This is a genomic window from Bacillus cereus group sp. BfR-BA-01311 (assembly GCF_022664295.1).
Lineage (GTDB): Bacteria > Bacillota > Bacilli > Bacillales > Bacillaceae_G > Bacillus_A > Bacillus_A cereus.
The window spans coordinates 40527-59301 of the sequence record NZ_JAKUHC010000010.1 but is presented as its reverse complement, the minus strand read 5'-3'; the positions used below and the strand labels follow the sequence as shown (position 1 = coordinate 59301).

The following is an 18775-nucleotide window of genomic DNA, read 5'->3' as shown; positions in this document are numbered from 1 at the left end:
AATTGAGTAATAACATTTTACTTAACAAATTCGCTGCCAACTAGCATCCTTCACATCTTCACTAGTCGGTTTTCTAACTAATCCAATAAAACATTCCTCGTAAGCACCAAATACAATAAAATTTTTCTGTGCTTGTCTTAACGAGACTTCATTTGCACCGCCTTCAAAGTCAGGATTGTTAAACTGTACCTCATCATCTTCCCAGTAACATATATTACAAATTTCATATGTACCTGGTGGTTCTTCTTCTATTGTTCTATACCCGCAGCACGGACATGTATATTTCATTCTGTCACTCCATTATTCATTTCTTTTTTCTCCCATATATTCCGGCCCATAAAGAATGTAACAGCGCAAATCATAGTTATTACCATGAAAGTAGTATTAGAATCCTCATATGTAGTTGGAATTCCAACCGTTACGAAAACAATACTAAAAGCTAAAAGTAGATATAATAATAAAGATATAATATAGCTGAGTCTAAATCGTAAAATGATACCTCTAAACAATAGCTCACCAAGTAGACAGCCACCTAAAATAATAGGTACTCCGAAATACAATGTAAGGACTCCCATTTGCGCAGTAGATTGAATTATCTTTCCAATTATGTTCGGCGAAACCAGCTCACTATTGTTTCCCATCCTATCATATAAATCAAGTGCTGTTGCTAAAATAAAGAAACTTAATATAGAAAATGAATACGGTATTAAAAATTTGCTCACTCTCATTCACCTCGCTTTTTTCTTTACATATATTATTCATTATTTTCGCATAAAAAAATAGCCCGTCTTCCGCGAAAGACGAGCCGTTCCACTTAATTCTCACTTAACTTCTTCTTATACCAATCCTGCATTCTCTCCGCATCTTCTACTCTCGTATGCTCTATTTTGTAACTAGATGATGCACTCGAAAACTTATACGTACATAAATCCGCACGGCGCTGGAAATATGATTGTGTCTTCTCCATTGATTGGACGTGTCTTCTTCTAATAAGTCCTGTATATTTTCCGACGCTACGATAGACAAGTGTAATTTGTTCTCCGTTAACACTGTAACCATTTGTTTTAAATGTTGCGTATCCAAGTGTAAAGATAAGGATTGCGAGCGGTAATAATGCCCACATGATGTAATACTTTTCAAAGTATATGCTTATTCCAGTAAGCGGGATTGCGAGCATAGCGAAAAAGATGAAACTATCAATGAGATAACGGCGCAATGCTGCTTTTGGTAACGAAGTAATATTTGCATTCAGTTCGTATGGTAATTGTAAATGCGCGAGTAACTGTTGCACTCGATCTTTTCGAATGATAGGGTGCAGTGTAACTTTTTCTTTTTCGTCACCCGTTCCCTTACTTTGAATGACTTCTACTTGCACAGCACAATAACCGAACGGTTGGCGTAAAATACCTTCTTTTATCGTAATCCCTTGAATACGGTGCAATTTTAGTACGAGTTCTTTTTTCTCCAGTAATCCTTGCGAAATACGGACTTCGTCATTTCTTCGATTCACTGTGAAATCTCCATGTTTTAGCGCATAACCAATTGTCGATATAATCCACGAAAGGACGAGCAAAATGGCTATCATCAAAATCCAGCCATATATATCATGTTCCATTACATACGACTTTACGCTATTCTCTATCCATTTCGGAATGTACTCATCTACTTGGTGATACACAAAAAAGATTAATGAGAATAATAATCCAAATTGACCAGATGTAACAGAGGCTATTAAAATCTCTTTCCACGTTAATTTGTATTCTCTCGCTTGTTTTTCCTCTGTAATAATTTCTTTTACTTCTACTTCTTCTAATGTTTTTTCTACTTTCAATTCTGAAGCCGACTCATTTAACATTGCGATAAGCTCTGTCGCTTCTTCTACCGTAATTCCAGCTAAGCTAACTTCTGCTCCATCGCCTCCGCCAGCTGTTTCAATCTGAATTTTTTTCAAACCGAGCATTTGATATAGTACGTTAGAACTTGTATTAATCGTTTGAACACGTTCTTTATTTAAGTAGCTCTCCTTTTTCACGAAGAGACCTTTTTTCACATGCAATACGTTATTTTCAACCCAATATGTTGTGTAATACCATTTTTCAAACGCTGAAAAAACGGTGAGTAAACCAAATGCTGCAGGAATTAAATACCAAAACGGGAATTTTCCGTTTAAGCTAAACATGAAAATAATGAGTGGTATAAAATCTGTTATTTTTAATTCTAATAACATCGTGATTGGATGCTGCCTCTTATACATCCTCATCACTCACTTTCGCTAATTCTGCGATTTTCGTTTTCAACATTTCAGCTTCATACATCGTTAAACCTGGGATGCTATGAGAAGTTGCTGCTGTTGAAATGTGTAATTCTGCTAATCCGTATTTTCTCATAATTGGCCCTTGTTCAATCGTTACGTGCTGTACACGAATCATCGGCACTAATACGCGCTTAACAACGAAAAGGCCATGCTGAATTTCAAGTTCTTCTTCATTTAGTTGGTAGCTGTAATAACGTTGACGTAGTTTCGGGAATAAGAAGTACGAAAATGGTGCGAACACAACTGTCAGCCCAATCATTACATACAAAATCCACGCCCACCAATCAAACTTTATCATGAGGAAAAGGTAAGCTAAAATGACGAGTATACCGATCCCTTCTTCAATTACAGCACGAACTTTCCACACCTTGACCATGTCAGGGTGAATTTCATTTTTCAATGGATCCATGTAACCACTCCAAATCTAGTAATCTAATATATGAATACTCTTAATCTACATTTTACATAACTTTACAGAAAATTGAAATTTAATCTTCTTTCTTCTCAGGAATAAAATATCCGAACCAAAGTAACCAAATGAAACCGATTAACTTCATCCAACTTCCATCCGCTTGAAAAGCTTCAATCATACCTGGTATTTTATAAATCCCAATAAATCCAAGAAAACCGAGCCACCAGTTTTTTTGCATTTTCATCTTTACTCCTCCTTCATGACGTTTTTCACATTTCGAATCCAAATTTCTTTATACTTTAAATGGAATCCCATGAGCATATAGTTGCTCATATTATCGATCACAAGCGCTAGCGTATGAGCATTTTCTTCCGTTTCATGTTGTGACACAACGCCCAGTCTCGCGCCTTTCTTCAATAAATCGTGGAAACCATGCAAAAAATCCTCTTGTATTTCAAATAAACGTTTCTGATACTTTTCATTTCGCGATGCAGTTACGATAAATTCATTGATAACGCGTAGTATTCCTTCTTGCCCTTCATACTCAGAGAGCATATGTAAACCATCTGCGATTAGCTTTTCTGCAAAGTTTTCTTTCGTATACCGCTCTTCATTAAAGTATTTTGTAAAATGATAATCAGAAAAAATCTCTTCAAATAAAAAATCAACTAACGCTTCTTTAGAAGAAAAATGATAGTAAATAGCCGGTTTTGAAATACCTACCTCTTTCGCAATCATGGAAAGACTCATCTTCTCAATGCCGTGTTCTGCCATAAGTTTAAATGATGCCTCTACAATGTTCTGCGATGTTTGTAAATTCTTCGTCATACTGTACCTCACTTATTTTTACTTACCGTTCGGTAAGTAAATTATAAAACAAAACGAAATGATTTTCAATTTAGTTAGCACTACAGAAGGTATTTATTGGAAAATAAAGAAAGTTATAAAGTAAAAGCAACATATAAGAATAAGGAGGATATCATATGGGACTTGGTGGTAATGGCGGTAGTGGTGGTAATGGCGGCGGTGAAGCGGGACAAGCTGGTAAGAGCGGATTTTCATTAATCATTGTACTTTTTATCGTATTGATTATAGCTGGAATTAGCTATATCGGACTTAGCTTCTAAGAAAAGGCGTCCTACATTACATATGTAGGACGCCTTGTTTTTAATCTCTATTCAGCAATCGCATACGATAACAATTCATCGTCACTTCTCCAAGCCTTTGCAGTAATTGATAGTTCGCATATGCGCCGACTGGGGCACCGATTACTGGTACGAGCTGAAGCATTTTCGCTAAATCGATATAGTCTCGGTACTCTGTTTGGAACTTTTCCCAGTCCATATGATTTTCTTTTTCTGTATCCCACGTTTCGATTGCTTTCCATATTTCTTTTCTGTGATCGTCACTTGAAAAGGCAAGTTGGAAAACGTGAAGGATAAAAAGACGCTCTTCTTGTTTACTCGTATCAAATCCGTACAATGTCGCTGCATCGAATAAAAATTTAATTTTAATTGTAAGTAAAAGCGGAAAGTCAGCAAGACCGAGGAGAATACCACCAGCTCCAGTCCCTGCTCCTTCTGCCGCTGCTATTTTTTTGTACTCATCCATTTTTTTACGAACTTCATCGTCACGTCTTTGCAGTGACCATGTCGTCTCTTTTAGCTTCGGCTTTATAAAGTTTGACCCGGCGCTAATCGTTTGCACCATCATACGAATCGTCTCTGTTAGTACCTTTTGTACTTTCGCCGGAATGAGCTGTTGCACCTTCGTCTGCACTTTTTTGGAGAACCGTGTCATCATAGAAGAATCTTTCATGAATGTAGCTTTCCACTGCTCCAATTCTTTTATAACCTTCTCTTCGTATGTAATCATAGGTTCATTCCTTTCAATTTAAACGCTCAATGCGCTTCGCCCCGTATTGGTAAACGAAACCGATACTAAATAATATGCTTACGATAAGTAAAATTCCTGTCATCATGAAATCTTTCGTTGCTAGTGCAAATATAATTGTAAATATAACGCTACCTGTAATAAGAATTGCATTTAATAAAGTAAGAAAATCTTTCTTCTTCTCTTCTCCGCCTACTGGGTACAAATCAAGCCAAATTTTCATGCGGTGATGTTTCCATAAAGTTAATAGCTGATAACCGATTAAGTATAGGAAGATAAGGCTTACGATAAATCGTCCATATAAAAACGGAATGAAGTAAAGAATAACTCCGCCTAGAGCGAGCAGGCGCACATATAAGCCAAAATAATTACCAGATCTTAAGAACGTTCTCGTATATAAGTATAAATATGTACGCTTTTCGCCTATCATCGACAGAATGAAATCTAGCCATTTTCTGCGGGCTACTCTTTCTTTTAATGCTGGTACATCAACGAACATATTCGCAATGCGGTACAGCAGCATCATCTTCTTACCTTCTTCGGAAATTAAATACTCCCAGTTTAGTGGCTTTCCTTTGACCATTTGATGCATGATAGCAAGGTATAACACCATGAGAAGGACGATTCCACCAATGAAAAGAACTGAAGTACGTTCTACAAGGCAATATACAAATAAACCGTTTAGGATAAAACGAATAAACCAATCAGCCCTTTGTATATTTTGATCTGTTAAAAATGACTTTTCCCACGCTACAAATAAATTCCACGCTTTTACAATGACAAATGCGAGTACGATCCATATGTAGCCAGCTCCTGTTTGCTTCATTTGTTGGAAGTATAACGGAGCAAGCGCAGCTGCTACGATTGCGATTATGTATAACTGAATCATAAATGTAAAAAGAAATGCCTTTGTGAAGTAAGGTTTTAACTTTTCTTCAACTGGCAGTAAGTAAACGAGATCCGCTTCTTTTAATAACGTTTGAATGGATTCAGCCGTTAACACGAGTCCAATTAATACTGCCATTACGAGCGCAGTTGGAAACGAAGTTGTTAACGTTTGTAACCATTGCTGGTAATAATACGCTCCCGCACCGATGATGAACACGAAAATAAATTTCAAATGATCATTAAATACGTATTTACTATATGTACGAACTTCTTTTAGAAAGTGACGAAATCGTTCTTTCCATAACGCTGTGCTATTCATAATCTTCTTCCTTCGTTAGCGCGATGTAAATATCATCTAACGTTGCACCTGGCATATTAAACTGTGATTGCAGTTCAGATAGCGTTCCCTTCGCTCTTACTTCACCTTGATGCAAAATAATGAACGAATCACAATAACGCTCTGCCGTCGCTAAAATATGTGTGCTCATTAAAATACCGGCACCACTCTTTTTCATTTGGTCCATCATTTGAAGAAGGGATTGAATCGCTAACGGATCTAATCCAACGAAAGGTTCATCTACTATATAAAGAGATGGCTCCACTAAAAATGCGCTCATAATCATTACTTTTTGTTTCATCCCTTTTGAGAAATGAGATGGAAACCATTTTAAACGATTTTTCATACGAAACTCTTGTAGTAGTTGTCCTACACGTTCTTCATATTGTTTTTCATCCACGCCGTACGCCATAGCTGTTAATTTCAAATGCTCTTCTAACGTTAATTCATCATATAATACCGGCGTTTCCGGAATAAATGAAAAGCTAGAACGGTACGCTGTCATATCATCACGAATTGTTTTCCCATTAATTGTGACAGTTCCTTTTTTCGGTTCCATTAAACCGATAATATGTTTAATCGTCGTACTTTTACCAGCTCCATTTAAACCGATTAAGCCGACAAGTTCGCCTTTATTAACAGAGAACGAAACGTCTTTTAATACAGGTCGTTTCGTATATCCTCCTGTAACATTTTCTACACGCAATAACTCGCTCATACGACACCACTTTCTTCATTAGTATTCATTCTATATTCATCTTACCAAAAATTATGCTGTACTACATAGTATCCATGTACTCAAAAAAAATTTTTAAATTTATTAGCATATAATTTCCCGAAAGCGGACATCATAATTATTGAAGAAGGAACACATTGAAAAAGCAACCACCAATTGATGAGTACAACAACATAGTGAAGTCATCATGAAATGGGGTGTCCAAGTTGGACAATGAAATTTACACATAACCAGATCATTTGTTTCATTTTCGAAACGGGGTGTCTCTGAAAGAGCATATACTGTTTTAAAAAATAAACAATTTCATTTAAAAAAAGATTGCAATTCATTTCACTTGAAAATGGGGTGTCTACGGCAGAAACTTTAGCCGATTTACCGTGCATTTCTTAAATAAATGAGGTGTCTGCGAAACGTAAATTACGATAATGCTTTTTCAATCCCTCTTCAGAAAACAGGAAGCTGAGTCAGCTTCCTGTTTTTCGTGTTTGTTCTCTTATGTAATTATGGTAAAATACGGCTAAGGATATTTGAAAGGATGAGATCAATGAATCATACAGCAGACAATTGTATTTTTTGTAAAATCATTGACGGGCAAATCCCTTGCTCAAAAGTATACGAAGATGAACATGTGCTTGCATTTTTAGATATTAGTCAAGTAACAAAAGGACATACTCTTGTTATTCCGAAAGTTCACAAACAAGACATTTTTGCGTTAACGCCAGAAATCGCATCACACATTTTTTCTGTCGTTCCAAAAATCGCAAATGCGATTAAAGCAGAGTTTAATCCAGTTGGCTTTAACCTACTTAACAATAACGGTGAAAAAGCTGGACAAACTGTGTTCCACTTCCACCTTCATTTAATTCCACGCTACGGTGAAAAAGATGGTTTCGGTGCTGTTTGGAAATCACACCAAAATGAATACACTATGGAAAATTTACAAAACATCGCAAGTACAATTGCAAATAGTGTGAAATAATGACACTATAAGAAGGCGTAATACATAACAAGCCACTTCCCTGAAGTCATCAAATTCCGCATGGCTTGTTTCTTTACTTAAAATGCTCAGGGATGATTGTTTGTGCATAGCACATATAAGAAAGAGATGCATATTTTCCCATCATGAATACGAACAAAAAATAAGGAGGTCTCCTTTTATGTCAAAAGCTAAATCCTTTATTACAGGTGTTATTTGCGGCGGAGCAGTTGCTGGACTAGCTGTTCTTTTCTCAACTCCTTCTTCCGGTAAAGACATGCGCGGCAAGTTAAAAGAAAAAGGAAATGATATTAAAAAGACTTTAGCTGATATTACAGCTGATACGAAATTATTAAAACGTCAAATCGTTGAAACTGCTTCAGAAGGTAAAGAAGTGTTCCAAGAATTAAAAGACGATATGCACGATACACTTTCTAACTGGAAGCAAGATATTTCTCAAAACAAGCGCCATATTGAGAAAGAAATTTTGGACATCCAAAAGTCAATTGAGAAACTACAAGAAGCTGTTCCAGAAAAAGCGTAAACAAATTCCTGCTTAGTTTTTTGCATATAACAAATATTTTTTATATAAATTGACCTTGACACGGCATGTCATATAGATATGCCGTGTTTTTATGCATTTACAATATATGTTATCACTTAACATGTAAGGACAACGTATGTATTCACGACTCATAAAACGCTTCCATAGTTATGCATGATTTGTATAGAATGTCATTTTTCCGAAAAATTTTCACAATTCTCACAAAAAGACTTTATTAATTTTTATTTTACTGGCATAATAGATAGTAATGAAAAAAGAATGTTAAAGTGGGTGAGTAAATGAAAAGTGGAGAAAAAGATTACTCGGTAAAAGAAGCGATGATTTTCAGCCAACGCATTGCTCAATTATCGAAAGCGTTATGGAAATGTGTAGAGAAAGATTGGCAGCAGTGGATTAAACCTTACGATTTAAATATTAATGAACATCATATTTTAACTATCGCTTATCATTTAAAAGGGGCTTCTATTTCTGAGATTGCTAAGTTTGGAGTTATGCACGTATCAACGGCGTTTAACTTCTCTAAAAAGCTGGAAGAACGCGGCTATCTTGTATTCTCAAAAAAGGAAGATGATAAACGAAATACGTACATTGAAATTACAGACAAAGGGGAAGAATTACTACTTCGCTTAATGGAGGAGTATGATCCTGAAAATAATTCAGTGTTTAATGGGGCTCTTGCACTTCGTAATTTTTATGGGAAGTTCCCAGAAAATATCGAACTGATTGCAATCCTGCGTAATATTTACGGACAAGACTTTATCGATATTTTTGAGAAATCATTAGAAGATATTGAAGAGAACTTTACAGAATCCGATCAAAAGTTAGTTAAGAAATAATCTATTTATTTTTTCGCAATCATGCTTAAGAATTCATTCATAAGCGGCTTAAATAAACCTTGTTTTGCTAGCGCTTCCGCAGTTTCGTGTACTTCGAGCTGATGTGGAAGCGCTTTTTCAAATTGATCTAACAGCGCATCGAACAAAAGAAGCCCTTCTGCTTTCTCTACTACATATTGCTCGTTCAGTTTTTCACAAAGATTTAGTATACGTTCAATATCTTTTTTACGAGCTTTTTTCTTTATGATCAAAGAATAAAATGGACACTTCTCTTCATCAATCATTTTAAATAGTAGGTCTACATAGTATTCAGCTTGTTCTAATCTTCTAACAACGTCCATTTTCTCCCTCACTTTCTAACACAAAGTCTTCTATTTCTGAATTTTGTAACACGAACAAAATATCGTGTGATACAATATATGTATATGTATTTTAGCCAAAAGGAGGTCTCGCCTCATGACACTTATAACAGTTGTTTTTGTCGCATTCGCACTTCTTGTTATATTTTACACGAATTTCATGACACATACACTGTGTGAACGAAAACAAATAGCTGCGAGCCGCCAGCCCGGTGTCTTTCGGGTTATTAATGTATGTATAACAATTTTATTAATTTCTAGTTATATAGAAATTATATTTCATGGAAAGTGAGGAAGGAAAGCCCCTTCCTCACTTTTTTCCTCTATAAGCAAATTATACCTACAATAACCAATAAAATAAACAGTACAAGTAATAAAATAAGTTGAGAATTCATCCCCATCCCCTCCTCTATTCTGTATATGCGGCATACGCCCAATATGGCACACTTTCAAAATCTGACACGTGCTGGTTAATTTTTCTTTATCAATATGAAAACGGTTCGAAATATGATATATTAAATTTTGTACATATTGCTTATACTATAGAACAAAACATTCATCAAAACTTTATCCTCAGCCTCGGTAAGCCCTGTTAAGCGCGCTTTACCAATATAAAAAAGCAAAAGTATCAGTGAGACTTAATCGGGCTCTTATGAATCAAAATTCATTGGTGTAGGATAAATTAAAAATACATAATAGTAGGAGTGTTTATCGAATGAAGAAAGCTATGCTTGCCTTAGCCGCAACAAGTGTAATCGCATTATCAGCATGTGGAACATCATCATCAGACAAAATTGTTACATCTAAAGCTGGTGACATTACAAAAGAAGAATTTTACAATCAAATGAAGACACAAGCTGGTAAACAAGTACTAAACAACATGGTTATGGAAAAAGTACTTATTAAAAACTACAAAGTAGACGACAAAGAAGTAGATAAAAAGTTCGATGAAACGAAAAAACAAGTTGGTGATCAATTCGATACACTGTTAAAACAACAAGGTCTGAAAGAAGAAACATTTAAAAATATGTTACGTGCTCAATTAGCTCAAGAAAAAGCAATTGAAAAAACAATCACTGATAAAGAATTAAAAGACAACTACAAGCCTGAAATTAAAGCAAGCCACATTCTTGTAAAAGATGAAGCTACTGCGAAAAAGGTAAAAGAAGAACTTGGACAAGGTAAATCTTTCGAAGAGTTAGCGAAACAATACTCTGAAGATACTGGCTCAAAAGAAAAAGGTGGAGACTTAGGATTCTTCGGACCTGGTAAAATGGTTAAAGAATTCGAAGATGCTGCTTATAAACTGAAAAAAGATGAAGTAAGTGAGCCTGTAAAATCACAATTCGGTTACCACATCATTAAAGTTACAGACATTAAAGAGCCAGAAAAATCATTCGAACAATCTAAAGCTGACATCAAAAAAGAACTTGTTGCGAAGAAAGTGCAAGATGGCGCATTCATGAACGATCTTATGATGAAAGAAATCAAAAAAGCTGACGTAAAAGTTGACGATAAAGATTTAAAAGATCTTTTCGAAGAGAAAAAAGCTGACGATAAAAAAGAAGAAAAGAAATAATGAAGTAAAAAAAAAGCTTGGGCTTCGGCCCGAGCTTTTTTATGTATCCTCTTCGTTAATGAAAGTTTATTTTTTCATTCGTTTAACTAAAACCATCTTTTATGCATTTCACTTAAAAACATTTCTGTAATTTTAAATCCAGAATTTTCTCCTATAATAGAGTCAATCCCGCAATGCGGACAAACTGCTGTGTTATCATCATCCCACCACTCTGTAATTTTTTCTGGATGGAAAATTTCTAAACAATAGAAACAACCACATATAACATCCTTTTCTAAGTGCTTTCTATTACGAGAACAAAAACGATGTGCTTCCTCAAAATATTTTTGCATCAGTATCCCCCTATTCCTGATTTTCTTCTTTGCTTTACTTACATTCTCCTCAATAAAATTGCAATTCTTCCTTAAAGAAAAACACAAAAAAACCTTGATCCACGCCACGCAGAACCAAGGTTTATCTTATTATCATTGATTAAATTCAAAAACTATGTTAAATTAGTACAGAAACACGTTTTCTAAAACGAAAGGAACGTATTTATCCGTATCTTAATTGTACACCAAAACACATCTTCAGTCAACCTCTATTTTTCACTTTTAAAGGAGTGCTACCGTATGAACAAAAAACTTGATTTAGAGCAAAAAAGATTGGATACCGTAATCGAAACGATTAAGGAGCAAATTGATAAACTGGAAAACGAAACTAGCAGACGCCGGGCAGAAGTAATCAATATTCGTAAACACTTTTGGGATGATGTGAAAGTGAACACGGATACTTTTGATGATTATCTTGAAACAGTTATCAACTTAAGACAACAAGCTCAGTCACTAGCTGTCACACAAATTACCCATAAGCACACCTTTAATCGACTTGCCGCACTAAAACGCATGCATAAAGCACCTTATTTCGGACGAATTGATTTCAAAGAAGAAGGCGAATCTGCTGCGGATCAAATTTATATCGGTGTTGCTACACTTACTGATGCTAGCGGAGAAAACTTTCTTATATATGACTGGCGCGCACCCATTTCGAGTGTATACTACGATTATCCACCAGGACCGGCTGAATACAGTACACCAGAAGGCGTAATTCACGGCAATGTGGAGAAAAAATTACAATACATTATTCAAAATGGCGAGATTGATTCTATGTTCGATACGAGCCTTACAATTGGCGATGAAATCTTGCAACAAGCGCTCGGAAAAGGTACGAACAAACATATGCAAAGTATCGTCGCTACAATTCAGCGTGAACAAAATGAAATTATTCGTCACGATGAAGGCCGACTCCTTATCGTGCAAGGAGCTGCTGGTAGTGGTAAAACGTCAGCTGCCCTGCAGCGAATCGCCTACTTACTATATAAATATCGCGAATGGCTAAAAGCGGATCAAATTATTCTCTTCTCCCCTAACTCTATGTTCAATAGCTACGTTTCTAACGTACTACCTGAACTCGGTGAAGAAAATATGCAGCAAGTGACATTCCAAGAATATTTAAATCATAGACTGAGTAAGTCATTTGACGTTGAAGACCCTTATGAGCAATTAGAATATATGCTAACTGAAACGAATAGCCCTACCTATAAAACGAGAAATGCGAGCATCCGATTTAAAGCATCCACTCAATTTTTCGAGATGATTAGAGCGTACAGACAATCTCTTGAATCTTCAGGCATGCTATTTAGAGGAATGAAATTTAGAGGGAAACTAATCGCCTCAGCTAAAGAAATTACAGAGCAATTTTACAATACAGACTCCTCCCTTCGTTTCAATAATAGAATTGAAAAGTTAACGGATTGGCTAAATAAGCAAATAGATGCACTTGAAAAAGCAGAACTGAAAAAGCCTTGGGTAGAAGAAGAAATTGAACTACTTAGTAAAGATGAATATCAAAAGGCTTATAAATACTTGCAGAAAAAAGGCGAGTTTGACGATAACTCCTTTCAAGACTTTGAGAAAGAAACAAGAGTACTCGGACGTATGATTGTCCGTAAAAAAATGAAGCCACTTCGTAAAGGCGTTCAAACATTGCGTTTCATCAATTTTACAGGCATATATAAACAACTTTTCACAGATGCATCATGGGTTACTGGGGAAAAACCGAAAGAATGGGATGACATTTGCTCATTAACAGTAAACATGCTTGATGAAGGAAAATTATATTACGAGGATGCGACTCCATTTTTACTTTTAAAAGAATTAATTGAAGGCTTCCAAACGAACAGATCGATTAAACACGTACTCGTAGATGAAGCACAAGATTACTCTCCGTTCCAGTTCGAGTTTTTAAAACGTCTCTTCCCTGCCGCAAAAATGACGGTACTCGGAGACTTTAACCAAGCGATATTTGCCCATGCGAGTGAAACGGTGAATTTCGATACACTTACGAATTTATACGGGCCAGACGAAACAAACGGCATTAACTTAACTCGTAGCTATCGCTCAACAAAACCGATTATTGAATTTACACGTGCTCTCGTACCGGAAGGGAAGAACATTCACGCCTTTGAACGTGACGGCGCGAAACCTACAGTGACGAAAGTAGCTAATCACAACGAACTACACGAACATATTACTGCTAAAGTTGCTGAACTACAAAAAGAGCAGCACAATACGATCGCAATTATATGTAAATCTGCAACTGAAAGCGCCGCTGCCTACGAAGCACTTAATCATATCGAGAATATTAAACTTGTGAAAAGTAACTCAGCCGAGTATGAGCAAGGTATTGTCGTGATCCCTGCTTACTTAGCGAAAGGTATCGAATTTGATGCTGTTATTATTTACGATGCTTCTGAAGATGTGTACAGGGATGAGAGCGTTCGTAGATTGTTCTACACTGCTTGTACGCGCGCGATGCATGAGTTGCAACTTTATAGTGTTGGCGAGGTTAGTCCTTTTGTGCTTGGGGCTGATTCGGAGAGTTTTGAGCTTATAACGAAAACACCTTGATGATTCAAGGTGTTTTTCTCATTCTAAACGACATATCTTTACGCCGATATACACTTAGCACGATTCCAATTATAAATGCGTGAAACAGAGTTGGTACTAATCCATAACTAATAAAAGGTAATGATATAGAAACGCGTGGTAATAATCCTAAAATCATGCCCACGTTATAAATGAAATGGAATACAAAAAGAGTTACTCCACCAACGAGTAGCAATTTACCATATCGATCGTTTATTTTATAAGATATGGTCATTATTCTTACTGCAAAAAGAGAAAGAATCACGACAAGAACTAGCGCAAGTACATATCCATAATAGTAAGTCAAACTTGCAAATACAAAATCAGTATGGGTAGCAGGGATAGACTTTATATTTCCATATGTACCAAACCAACCTGCCGATGCCATTGCCTCTTTTAAACGTAAATACCATTGATCATGTTCTGGGTTTAAAAAACCTAAAATTCTAGCTATCCGGTATTCTTTTACGGCAGACCAGGAAAATAAATCCCTAATAATAAAGAAACAAATCGGTAACATTGTAATGAGCCATGCCGTTTTCTTTCCTAGCCTACTCCACCAAAGCATAACAAATACCATCGTGATATAGATGAACAGTGGTAAAAGAGTTGATGTAGTTAGAAATAAATATAAAGAAAATAAATACAACATGAGAAGATGTATAAACTTTAATCTACTGTTATTGAAAAAAGAAGCCCAGGCTAGAAGGAAGAATGGTATTGTCATTAGACAGTCAATTATGATGGAACCAATTTTCATTAATGGCTCACCATTCAAAAAAGCAGTAGGAAAACACTTTATTATTAACAAGATAAGTACACCAATTGTATAAAACAGCCACCCGATTCTCTCTAACTTCCGATAATCAAATAGCATCATCCCAATCGCTGTTGTAACACCGAGAATTACAAATATCACCTTATTCATTAATAAGTCAGCATGTCCAAGCGCTATAACTGGCAAAAACCCTAGCCCCATCGCAGCCACTAATAAACCAATTAAGAACCAATCAACCTTTGGCTTATGTAGTTTATTAAGTTCCTGGCCAAGCTTAATTGGACTTCCCATTTGTTCAACAGCCTTATCTTCAGCAACTTCCTCACTTAATCCTTTATCCATCCACATATTCTTCGTCTGTTTCAAGTGAAAATCTAGTTCCGTTGCTACTAAGTCCTTCGCTTCTTTTGATTTAATATGGTTCGTAACTTCTTTTAAAAAACGCTCTCCTTTTTTGTTCATTTTTTTCTCACCCCTGTACTAAGCCTTTTAATATAAATCGTGCCTTTGTAGCATTTTTCTCTGCCTTTCGCAGCATCTTGTTTCCTTTATCATTTAATTGATAATATTTAGCTCCTGCGTGATCCCAGCTAGATTGGATAAAGCGATTCTGTTCTAGACGATGTAATAAAGTGTATAGAGACCCTTCATCACCTTCGAATTTTTGAATCCCTCTTCCTCTTAGTAACTGCATCAATTCATAACCTGTTTTTTCATTCATAAGAAGTTGTAACACTGCTAAAAGGATATCTTCTTCCTTTTCGGACGATTGCTTAATTTTTTCGCGCACCTGCTTCTGGTGCTGATCAGAAAAACTCAAATGTTTAAACGTTGTGTTCTCCATTGATTTTCGCAAGCCTTTTAATCGATCTTCCATTTGATTATTCCTCCAATCCTTCCTTCAAAAGTTCCTTCGCTTTTTTCAGTCTCGTTTTTATCGTGTTTTCCTTTACGTCTATTACCATAGTAATCTCTTTAATTGATAATTCTTCATAATAAAATAGATAAATGACTTCTCGATATTTTATCGGTAAATTCATTACTGCAGAAGCTAACCTACTATCCTCAGCATTTTGAATGACAGTTTGTTCGACACTATCATTTTGAATCCCAATATACGCAAATTCATCCTCTGTAACGATTACCTTTTTGTTATACCAACTTTTTATATAGTCCTTACATTGATTGATCGCAATTCTCCATAACCATGTTTTCACATCCGATTTTCCTTTATATGTATGAAGAGATTTATAGCATTTCACAAATATATCTTGCGTTACATCCTCCGCAACCTCTTTATTATTCACATACGAATACACAAGCTGCAGAACTTCTTGTCCATACTTGTTCATTATTTCGTCGATAAGGTCCTCCTTATCTTCTATTTCAAACGCTTCTATCGTTAATTCATCCACATCATTTCCTCCTTCCCATATATTAGACGACGCACTGTATGGAAAAGTTTTATAAATGTATAAAAAAATATGATCGGCAATCACATTTTTTATAAAGCACTTCCTCAGTAAATTACATATAATAAACCGAATAGTCGTTACAATGCATTCACCTAAAGAGCGTCTTTCTCCCACGGCGCTCTTTAAGTTTGCAATAAGAGGGGCGTCTTCGTTTCCTATCGCTAAATGAAAAAGAGAACCGATTTAATCGAGTCCTCCTTCTTTCCAACACTCACTTAAAGAATCTAATATTTCATGGCCATACAAAGATGGATCGATAATATCAAAACCGATACATTCTTCATACAAGTGTAGTATTTGAAGTTCTATACATAACGCAGCTGTTTGTTCTTGTTGATTTATTGCTTTTTCTAGTTCTGCCGTGTATTTCATTTGGATATTGTTATCAGTATCTTTATTTTTTTAGTTATGTTTATTTAACAAGGAGTCAAAGCCTTTCAGTGGGGGTTTGAGTTTGAACGCTAGGGCTTTTTATCTATATGTCTTGTTCCCTATTTTAAAACATAATACAATTAAAATGTAACTTAATAAACTATAACTAGTAGGTGTGGTAATCATCTCTTCCATTTTGAAAAAAGGGGGAGGTGATAAAATGATCGCGATGTTTGTCATTAAATTAGTGTATGGTATCCTAACCGGAGCTGGCGTTGTCATCGGTAGAAGATACGTCGGTCCATGGCTAATTTCTGTATACAAAAAAGCGAGAACCACCCTGCTTCGTGGAAAAGGTAAGGGCGGTTCTCGGCTAAAACGTTAATGTAATTGTCTTATAACCGCACCTACTACCACCACAATAGCAAGTTAGGTTACAAAGGCAGAAGTTTCTCAGGCTTCTGTCTTCTTTATTTTATGCAAAATTCACACTAAATACTCTATCATCATTGTAACACATTTTATTTATTTTTAGTCAAGAGAAAAAACCACCTAAAGGCTCCCCCTTCAGGTGGTTCCCTATCTTACGCTAACGCAGCTGCCTGTTCTTGTTGATCTACAGGAATTACAGCGTCTGTTAATGCTTTTTCTAATTCAGCTGTGTATTTCATTTGCTCTTCTTTACTCCAGCCTAGTTTCGCAGCCATGTAGTTAATTACTGCTTCTTTCCACTCGTATACCCAGTGGATGTTGAAGAATACAGCGCCTCTGCGGCGTACGAAGAAGTCGACTGGTTTTGCTGTCATTTCGTAATCCATTGCGTATACAAGTGGGATTAGAACGTCTAGCGGCATGTTATATTCTTTCGCTTCGTCTTTATGTTTTTTCGCTAAGTCGAATAGTACATCAACGTTAGAGCCATAGAATTTTGCGAATTCTTCTGCTTGTGCTGTCGTTAAACCGTATTTCGTACCTTCTCCTGCTTTTTTCGCAACGAATGCTGGGAATCCGTGTGAACCATCTACATGTCCACCAGAGATTGGCATATGTTTCGTGTCGCTCTTCGGATATGCGCTATGACCTTCTTTTTGTAGTAAGTTCGTTACGTAGTCTACTACCATTTCAGCCATTTTGCGGTATCCAGTTAATTTACCACCTGCGATTGTAATTAAACCAGATTCAGAAGTCCAAATTTCGTCTTTACGAGAAATTTCAGATGCACTCTTACCTTCTTCGTAAATTAACGGACGTACACCAGCCCAGCTTGATTCGATGTCTTTCTCTGTAATTTTCACGCTTGGGAACATGTAGTTAATCGCATTAATAATGTACGTGCGATCTTCTGTTGTCATTTGTGGTACAGCTGCGTCTTTATCATAGAACGTATCTGTTGTACCTACATATGTTTTTCCGCCGCGTGGAATCGCGAATACCATACGTTTATCTGGTGTATCGAAGTAAATCGCTTGACCTAATGGGAAACGTTTTTGATCAATTACTAAGTGAACACCTTTTGATAACTGAAGTACTTTTCCTTTTTTCGAGTTATCTTTTTCACGAAGTGTATCTACCCAAGGGCCAGCTGCGTTTACAATTTTCTTACCGTAAACTTCGTATACTTCTCCGTCTAGTAAATCGATTACACGTACACCACATACTTTTCCATCTTTATATAAGAAACTATCTACTTTTGCGTAGTTAACAGCTTTTGCGCCGTGCTCAATTGCTTCTTTCATTACTTCAATTGTAAGACGCGCATCATCTGTACGATATTCTACGTAGTAACCGCCGCCTTTTAATCCTTCTTTTTTTACAAGAGGCTCTTTGTTTAATGTTTCTTCACGGTTAAACATCTTTCTGCGCTCGCTTCGTTTTACACCTGCTAAGAAGTCGTATACACGAAGACCAATTGATGTACTAAATGATCCGAACGTACCGCCTGTATGGAACGGAAGTAACATCCACTCTGGTGTTGTTACATGGGGACCGTTCTCATATACGATCGCACGCTCTTTCCCCACCTCTGCTACCATTTTCACTTCAAGTTGTTTTAAATAACGTAGACCACCGTGTACAAGCTTCGTTGAACGACTTGATGTACCTGCTGCAAAGTCCTGCATTTCAAACACAATTGTTGATAACCCGCGTGTTGCTCCATCTAATGCAATACCAGAACCAGTAATACCTCCACCAATTACGATCACATCTAACTCTTGTTTATTTACTCCGTTTAATACGTCTTTACGTTGTTTACTTGAAAATTTCATGGTAATTCCTCCCTTTGATAAC

24 protein-coding genes are annotated in these 18775 nt (G+C 36.2%); 8 read left to right on the top strand and 16 right to left on the bottom strand.

Features of this window, described 5'->3' with window-relative positions:
- Positions 1–21: 21 nt before the first annotated feature.
- The 6 genes from MR136_RS20890 to MR136_RS20865 all read right to left on the bottom strand — a co-directional run bounded on the left by MR136_RS20890 (position 22) and on the right by MR136_RS20865 (position 3554).
- Positions 22–288 (bottom strand): CPCC family cysteine-rich protein, encoded by a 267-nt coding sequence (locus tag MR136_RS20890; protein ID WP_242259581.1) that lies wholly within the window; start codon positions 286–288, stop codon positions 22–24.
- Positions 285–728, bottom strand: a complete 444-nt coding sequence (locus MR136_RS20885; protein ID WP_242259580.1) for a hypothetical protein — start codon at positions 726–728, stop codon at positions 285–287. Before MR136_RS20885 ends, MR136_RS20890 begins: the two co-directional genes overlap by 4 nt.
- An 86-nt stretch (positions 729–814) precedes the next feature.
- On the bottom strand, positions 815–2254 hold the full coding sequence (locus MR136_RS20880; RefSeq protein WP_242259579.1) for a PH domain-containing protein: 1440 nt from the start codon (positions 2252–2254) through the stop codon (positions 815–817).
- Entirely contained in the window at positions 2247–2723 is a 477-nt protein-coding gene (locus MR136_RS20875; RefSeq protein WP_000371358.1) for a PH domain-containing protein, read from the bottom strand. Before MR136_RS20875 ends, MR136_RS20880 begins: the two co-directional genes overlap by 8 nt.
- Positions 2724–2802: 79 nt before the next feature.
- Positions 2803–2970 carry a hypothetical protein gene (locus MR136_RS20870; RefSeq protein WP_000783808.1) on the bottom strand — a complete coding sequence of 56 codons (168 nt, stop codon included), beginning with the start codon at positions 2968–2970 and terminating at the stop codon, positions 2803–2805.
- Positions 2971–2972: 2 nt separating this feature from the next.
- Positions 2973–3554: a TetR/AcrR family transcriptional regulator gene (locus tag MR136_RS20865; RefSeq protein WP_000164837.1), complete on the bottom strand. Its 582-nt coding sequence runs from the start codon at positions 3552–3554 to the stop codon at positions 2973–2975.
- A gap of 155 nt (positions 3555–3709) precedes the next feature.
- Here MR136_RS20865 and MR136_RS20860 point away from each other — a divergent pair, with 155 nt between their 5' ends.
- The gene (locus MR136_RS20860) at positions 3710–3853 is read left to right on the top strand and encodes a YjcZ family sporulation protein (RefSeq protein WP_000522758.1); all 144 of its coding nucleotides are present in this window, start codon (positions 3710–3712) and stop codon (positions 3851–3853) included.
- A 40-nt stretch (positions 3854–3893) separates the two neighbouring features.
- On the opposite strand, the gene ecsC is transcribed toward MR136_RS20860, so the two are convergent.
- Genes ecsC through ecsA form a run of 3 tightly spaced genes read right to left on the bottom strand, consistent with a single transcriptional unit; the run spans position 3894 to position 6562 of the window.
- On the bottom strand, positions 3894–4601 hold the full coding sequence (gene ecsC, locus MR136_RS20855) for an ecs operon protein EcsC (RefSeq protein ID WP_000634142.1): 708 nt from the start codon (positions 4599–4601) through the stop codon (positions 3894–3896).
- A 13-nt stretch (positions 4602–4614) separates the two neighbouring features.
- On the bottom strand, positions 4615–5826 hold the full coding sequence (gene ecsB, locus MR136_RS20850; RefSeq protein WP_242259578.1) for an ABC transporter permease EcsB: 1212 nt from the start codon (positions 5824–5826) through the stop codon (positions 4615–4617).
- A complete protein-coding gene (ecsA, locus tag MR136_RS20845) occupies positions 5819–6562 on the bottom strand; it encodes an ABC transporter ATP-binding protein EcsA (RefSeq protein ID WP_001292603.1) in 744 nt (247 codons plus the stop codon). The genes ecsB and ecsA overlap by 8 nt, the downstream gene beginning before the upstream one ends.
- 562 nt (positions 6563–7124) lie before the next feature.
- On the opposite strand from ecsA, the gene MR136_RS20840 reads away from it, so the two are divergent.
- From MR136_RS20840 to MR136_RS20830, 3 genes are all read left to right on the top strand, one after another.
- Positions 7125–7559, top strand: a complete 435-nt coding sequence (locus MR136_RS20840) for an HIT family protein (protein ID WP_001016835.1) — start codon at positions 7125–7127, stop codon at positions 7557–7559.
- A gap of 178 nt (positions 7560–7737) precedes the next feature.
- A complete protein-coding gene (locus MR136_RS20835; RefSeq protein ID WP_000030300.1) occupies positions 7738–8100 on the top strand; it encodes a YtxH domain-containing protein in 363 nt (120 codons plus the stop codon).
- 299 nt (positions 8101–8399) lie between these two features.
- Positions 8400–8957: an HTH-type transcriptional regulator Hpr gene (locus MR136_RS20830; protein ID WP_000834924.1), complete on the top strand. Its 558-nt coding sequence runs from the start codon at positions 8400–8402 to the stop codon at positions 8955–8957.
- A 5-nt stretch (positions 8958–8962) separates the two neighbouring features.
- Here the strand turns inward: MR136_RS20830 and MR136_RS20825 are convergent, their stop codons facing one another.
- Entirely contained in the window at positions 8963–9298 is a 336-nt protein-coding gene (locus tag MR136_RS20825) for a DUF1878 family protein (RefSeq protein WP_000383655.1), read from the bottom strand.
- A gap of 115 nt (positions 9299–9413) precedes the next feature.
- On the opposite strand from MR136_RS20825, the gene MR136_RS20820 reads away from it, so the two are divergent.
- Together MR136_RS20820 and prsA are read left to right on the top strand one after the other, a co-directional pair.
- Complete coding sequence (locus MR136_RS20820; protein WP_000172690.1) at positions 9414–9608, top strand: hypothetical protein; 195 nt, start codon at positions 9414–9416, stop codon at positions 9606–9608.
- Positions 9609–10031: 423 nt separating this feature from the next.
- Positions 10032–10895, top strand: a complete 864-nt coding sequence (gene prsA, locus MR136_RS20815; RefSeq protein ID WP_000710074.1) for a peptidylprolyl isomerase PrsA — start codon at positions 10032–10034, stop codon at positions 10893–10895.
- An 86-nt stretch (positions 10896–10981) separates the two neighbouring features.
- Here prsA and MR136_RS20810 read toward each other — a convergent pair whose 3' ends face one another.
- Complete coding sequence (locus MR136_RS20810; RefSeq protein ID WP_001174905.1) at positions 10982–11227, bottom strand: hypothetical protein; 246 nt, start codon at positions 11225–11227, stop codon at positions 10982–10984.
- A 279-nt stretch (positions 11228–11506) separates the two neighbouring features.
- Between MR136_RS20810 and helD the strand changes: the two genes are divergently transcribed.
- On the top strand, positions 11507–13843 hold the full coding sequence (gene helD, locus MR136_RS20805) for an RNA polymerase recycling motor HelD (RefSeq protein ID WP_242259577.1): 2337 nt from the start codon (positions 11507–11509) through the stop codon (positions 13841–13843).
- 4 nt (positions 13844–13847) lie between these two features.
- Here the strand turns inward: helD and MR136_RS20800 are convergent, their stop codons facing one another.
- From MR136_RS20800 to MR136_RS20785, 4 genes are all read right to left on the bottom strand, one after another.
- Positions 13848–15101, bottom strand: a complete 1254-nt coding sequence (locus MR136_RS20800; protein ID WP_061456896.1) for an FtsW/RodA/SpoVE family cell cycle protein — start codon at positions 15099–15101, stop codon at positions 13848–13850.
- 7 nt (positions 15102–15108) lie between these two features.
- Positions 15109–15516 carry a PadR family transcriptional regulator gene (locus MR136_RS20795; RefSeq protein ID WP_016124238.1) on the bottom strand — a complete coding sequence of 136 codons (408 nt, stop codon included), beginning with the start codon at positions 15514–15516 and terminating at the stop codon, positions 15109–15111.
- A 4-nt stretch (positions 15517–15520) separates the two neighbouring features.
- The gene (locus MR136_RS20790) at positions 15521–16054 is read right to left on the bottom strand and encodes a sigma-70 family RNA polymerase sigma factor (protein WP_016124237.1); all 534 of its coding nucleotides are present in this window, start codon (positions 16052–16054) and stop codon (positions 15521–15523) included.
- Positions 16055–16297: 243 nt separating this feature from the next.
- Positions 16298–16486 carry a hypothetical protein gene (locus tag MR136_RS20785; RefSeq protein WP_000877816.1) on the bottom strand — a complete coding sequence of 63 codons (189 nt, stop codon included), beginning with the start codon at positions 16484–16486 and terminating at the stop codon, positions 16298–16300.
- A gap of 220 nt (positions 16487–16706) precedes the next feature.
- On the opposite strand from MR136_RS20785, the gene MR136_RS20780 reads away from it, so the two are divergent.
- Complete coding sequence (locus MR136_RS20780; RefSeq protein ID WP_000561154.1) at positions 16707–16871, top strand: hypothetical protein; 165 nt, start codon at positions 16707–16709, stop codon at positions 16869–16871.
- Between the two features lie 199 nt (positions 16872–17070).
- Here the strand turns inward: MR136_RS20780 and glpD are convergent, their stop codons facing one another.
- Positions 17071–18753: an aerobic glycerol-3-phosphate dehydrogenase gene (gene glpD / locus MR136_RS20775; RefSeq protein WP_000672831.1), complete on the bottom strand. Its 1683-nt coding sequence runs from the start codon at positions 18751–18753 to the stop codon at positions 17071–17073.
- Between the last annotated feature and the right edge of the window lie 22 nt (positions 18754–18775).

Bases quoted from the DNA above. Each gene is read 5' to 3' on its own strand.
- MR136_RS20890 (WP_242259581.1), bottom strand. From the start codon at position 288: ATGAAATATACATGTCCGTGCTGCGGGTATAGAACAATAGAAGAAGAA.
- ecsB (WP_242259578.1), bottom strand. From the start codon at position 5,826: ATGAATAGCACAGCGTTATGGAAAGAACGATTTCGTCACTTTCTAAAA.
- MR136_RS20785 (WP_000877816.1), bottom strand. From the start codon at position 16,486: ATGAAATACACGGCAGAACTAGAAAAAGCAATAAATCAACAAGAACAA.
- ecsC (WP_000634142.1), bottom strand. From the start codon at position 4,601: ATGATTACATACGAAGAGAAGGTTATAAAAGAATTGGAGCAGTGGAAA.
- MR136_RS20880 (WP_242259579.1), bottom strand. From the start codon at position 2,254: ATGTATAAGAGGCAGCATCCAATCACGATGTTATTAGAATTAAAAATA.
- ecsA (WP_001292603.1), bottom strand. From the start codon at position 6,562: ATGAGCGAGTTATTGCGTGTAGAAAATGTTACAGGAGGATATACGAAA.
- prsA (WP_000710074.1), top strand. From the start codon at position 10,032: ATGAAGAAAGCTATGCTTGCCTTAGCCGCAACAAGTGTAATCGCATTA.
- MR136_RS20795 (WP_016124238.1), bottom strand. From the start codon at position 15,516: ATGGAAGATCGATTAAAAGGCTTGCGAAAATCAATGGAGAACACAACG.
- MR136_RS20875 (WP_000371358.1), bottom strand. From the start codon at position 2,723: ATGGATCCATTGAAAAATGAAATTCACCCTGACATGGTCAAGGTGTGG.
- MR136_RS20800 (WP_061456896.1), bottom strand. From the start codon at position 15,101: ATGAACAAAAAAGGAGAGCGTTTTTTAAAAGAAGTTACGAACCATATT.
- MR136_RS20870 (WP_000783808.1), bottom strand. From the start codon at position 2,970: ATGAAAATGCAAAAAAACTGGTGGCTCGGTTTTCTTGGATTTATTGGG.
- MR136_RS20835 (WP_000030300.1), top strand. From the start codon at position 7,738: ATGTCAAAAGCTAAATCCTTTATTACAGGTGTTATTTGCGGCGGAGCA.
- MR136_RS20860 (WP_000522758.1), top strand. From the start codon at position 3,710: ATGGGACTTGGTGGTAATGGCGGTAGTGGTGGTAATGGCGGCGGTGAA.
- MR136_RS20820 (WP_000172690.1), top strand. From the start codon at position 9,414: ATGACACTTATAACAGTTGTTTTTGTCGCATTCGCACTTCTTGTTATA.
- MR136_RS20865 (WP_000164837.1), bottom strand. From the start codon at position 3,554: ATGACGAAGAATTTACAAACATCGCAGAACATTGTAGAGGCATCATTT.
- MR136_RS20840 (WP_001016835.1), top strand. From the start codon at position 7,125: ATGAATCATACAGCAGACAATTGTATTTTTTGTAAAATCATTGACGGG.
- MR136_RS20780 (WP_000561154.1), top strand. From the start codon at position 16,707: ATGATCGCGATGTTTGTCATTAAATTAGTGTATGGTATCCTAACCGGA.
- MR136_RS20885 (WP_242259580.1), bottom strand. From the start codon at position 728: ATGAGAGTGAGCAAATTTTTAATACCGTATTCATTTTCTATATTAAGT.
- MR136_RS20810 (WP_001174905.1), bottom strand. From the start codon at position 11,227: ATGCAAAAATATTTTGAGGAAGCACATCGTTTTTGTTCTCGTAATAGA.
- MR136_RS20830 (WP_000834924.1), top strand. From the start codon at position 8,400: ATGAAAAGTGGAGAAAAAGATTACTCGGTAAAAGAAGCGATGATTTTC.
- glpD (WP_000672831.1), bottom strand. From the start codon at position 18,753: ATGAAATTTTCAAGTAAACAACGTAAAGACGTATTAAACGGAGTAAAT.
- helD (WP_242259577.1), top strand. From the start codon at position 11,507: ATGAACAAAAAACTTGATTTAGAGCAAAAAAGATTGGATACCGTAATC.
- MR136_RS20825 (WP_000383655.1), bottom strand. From the start codon at position 9,298: ATGGACGTTGTTAGAAGATTAGAACAAGCTGAATACTATGTAGACCTA.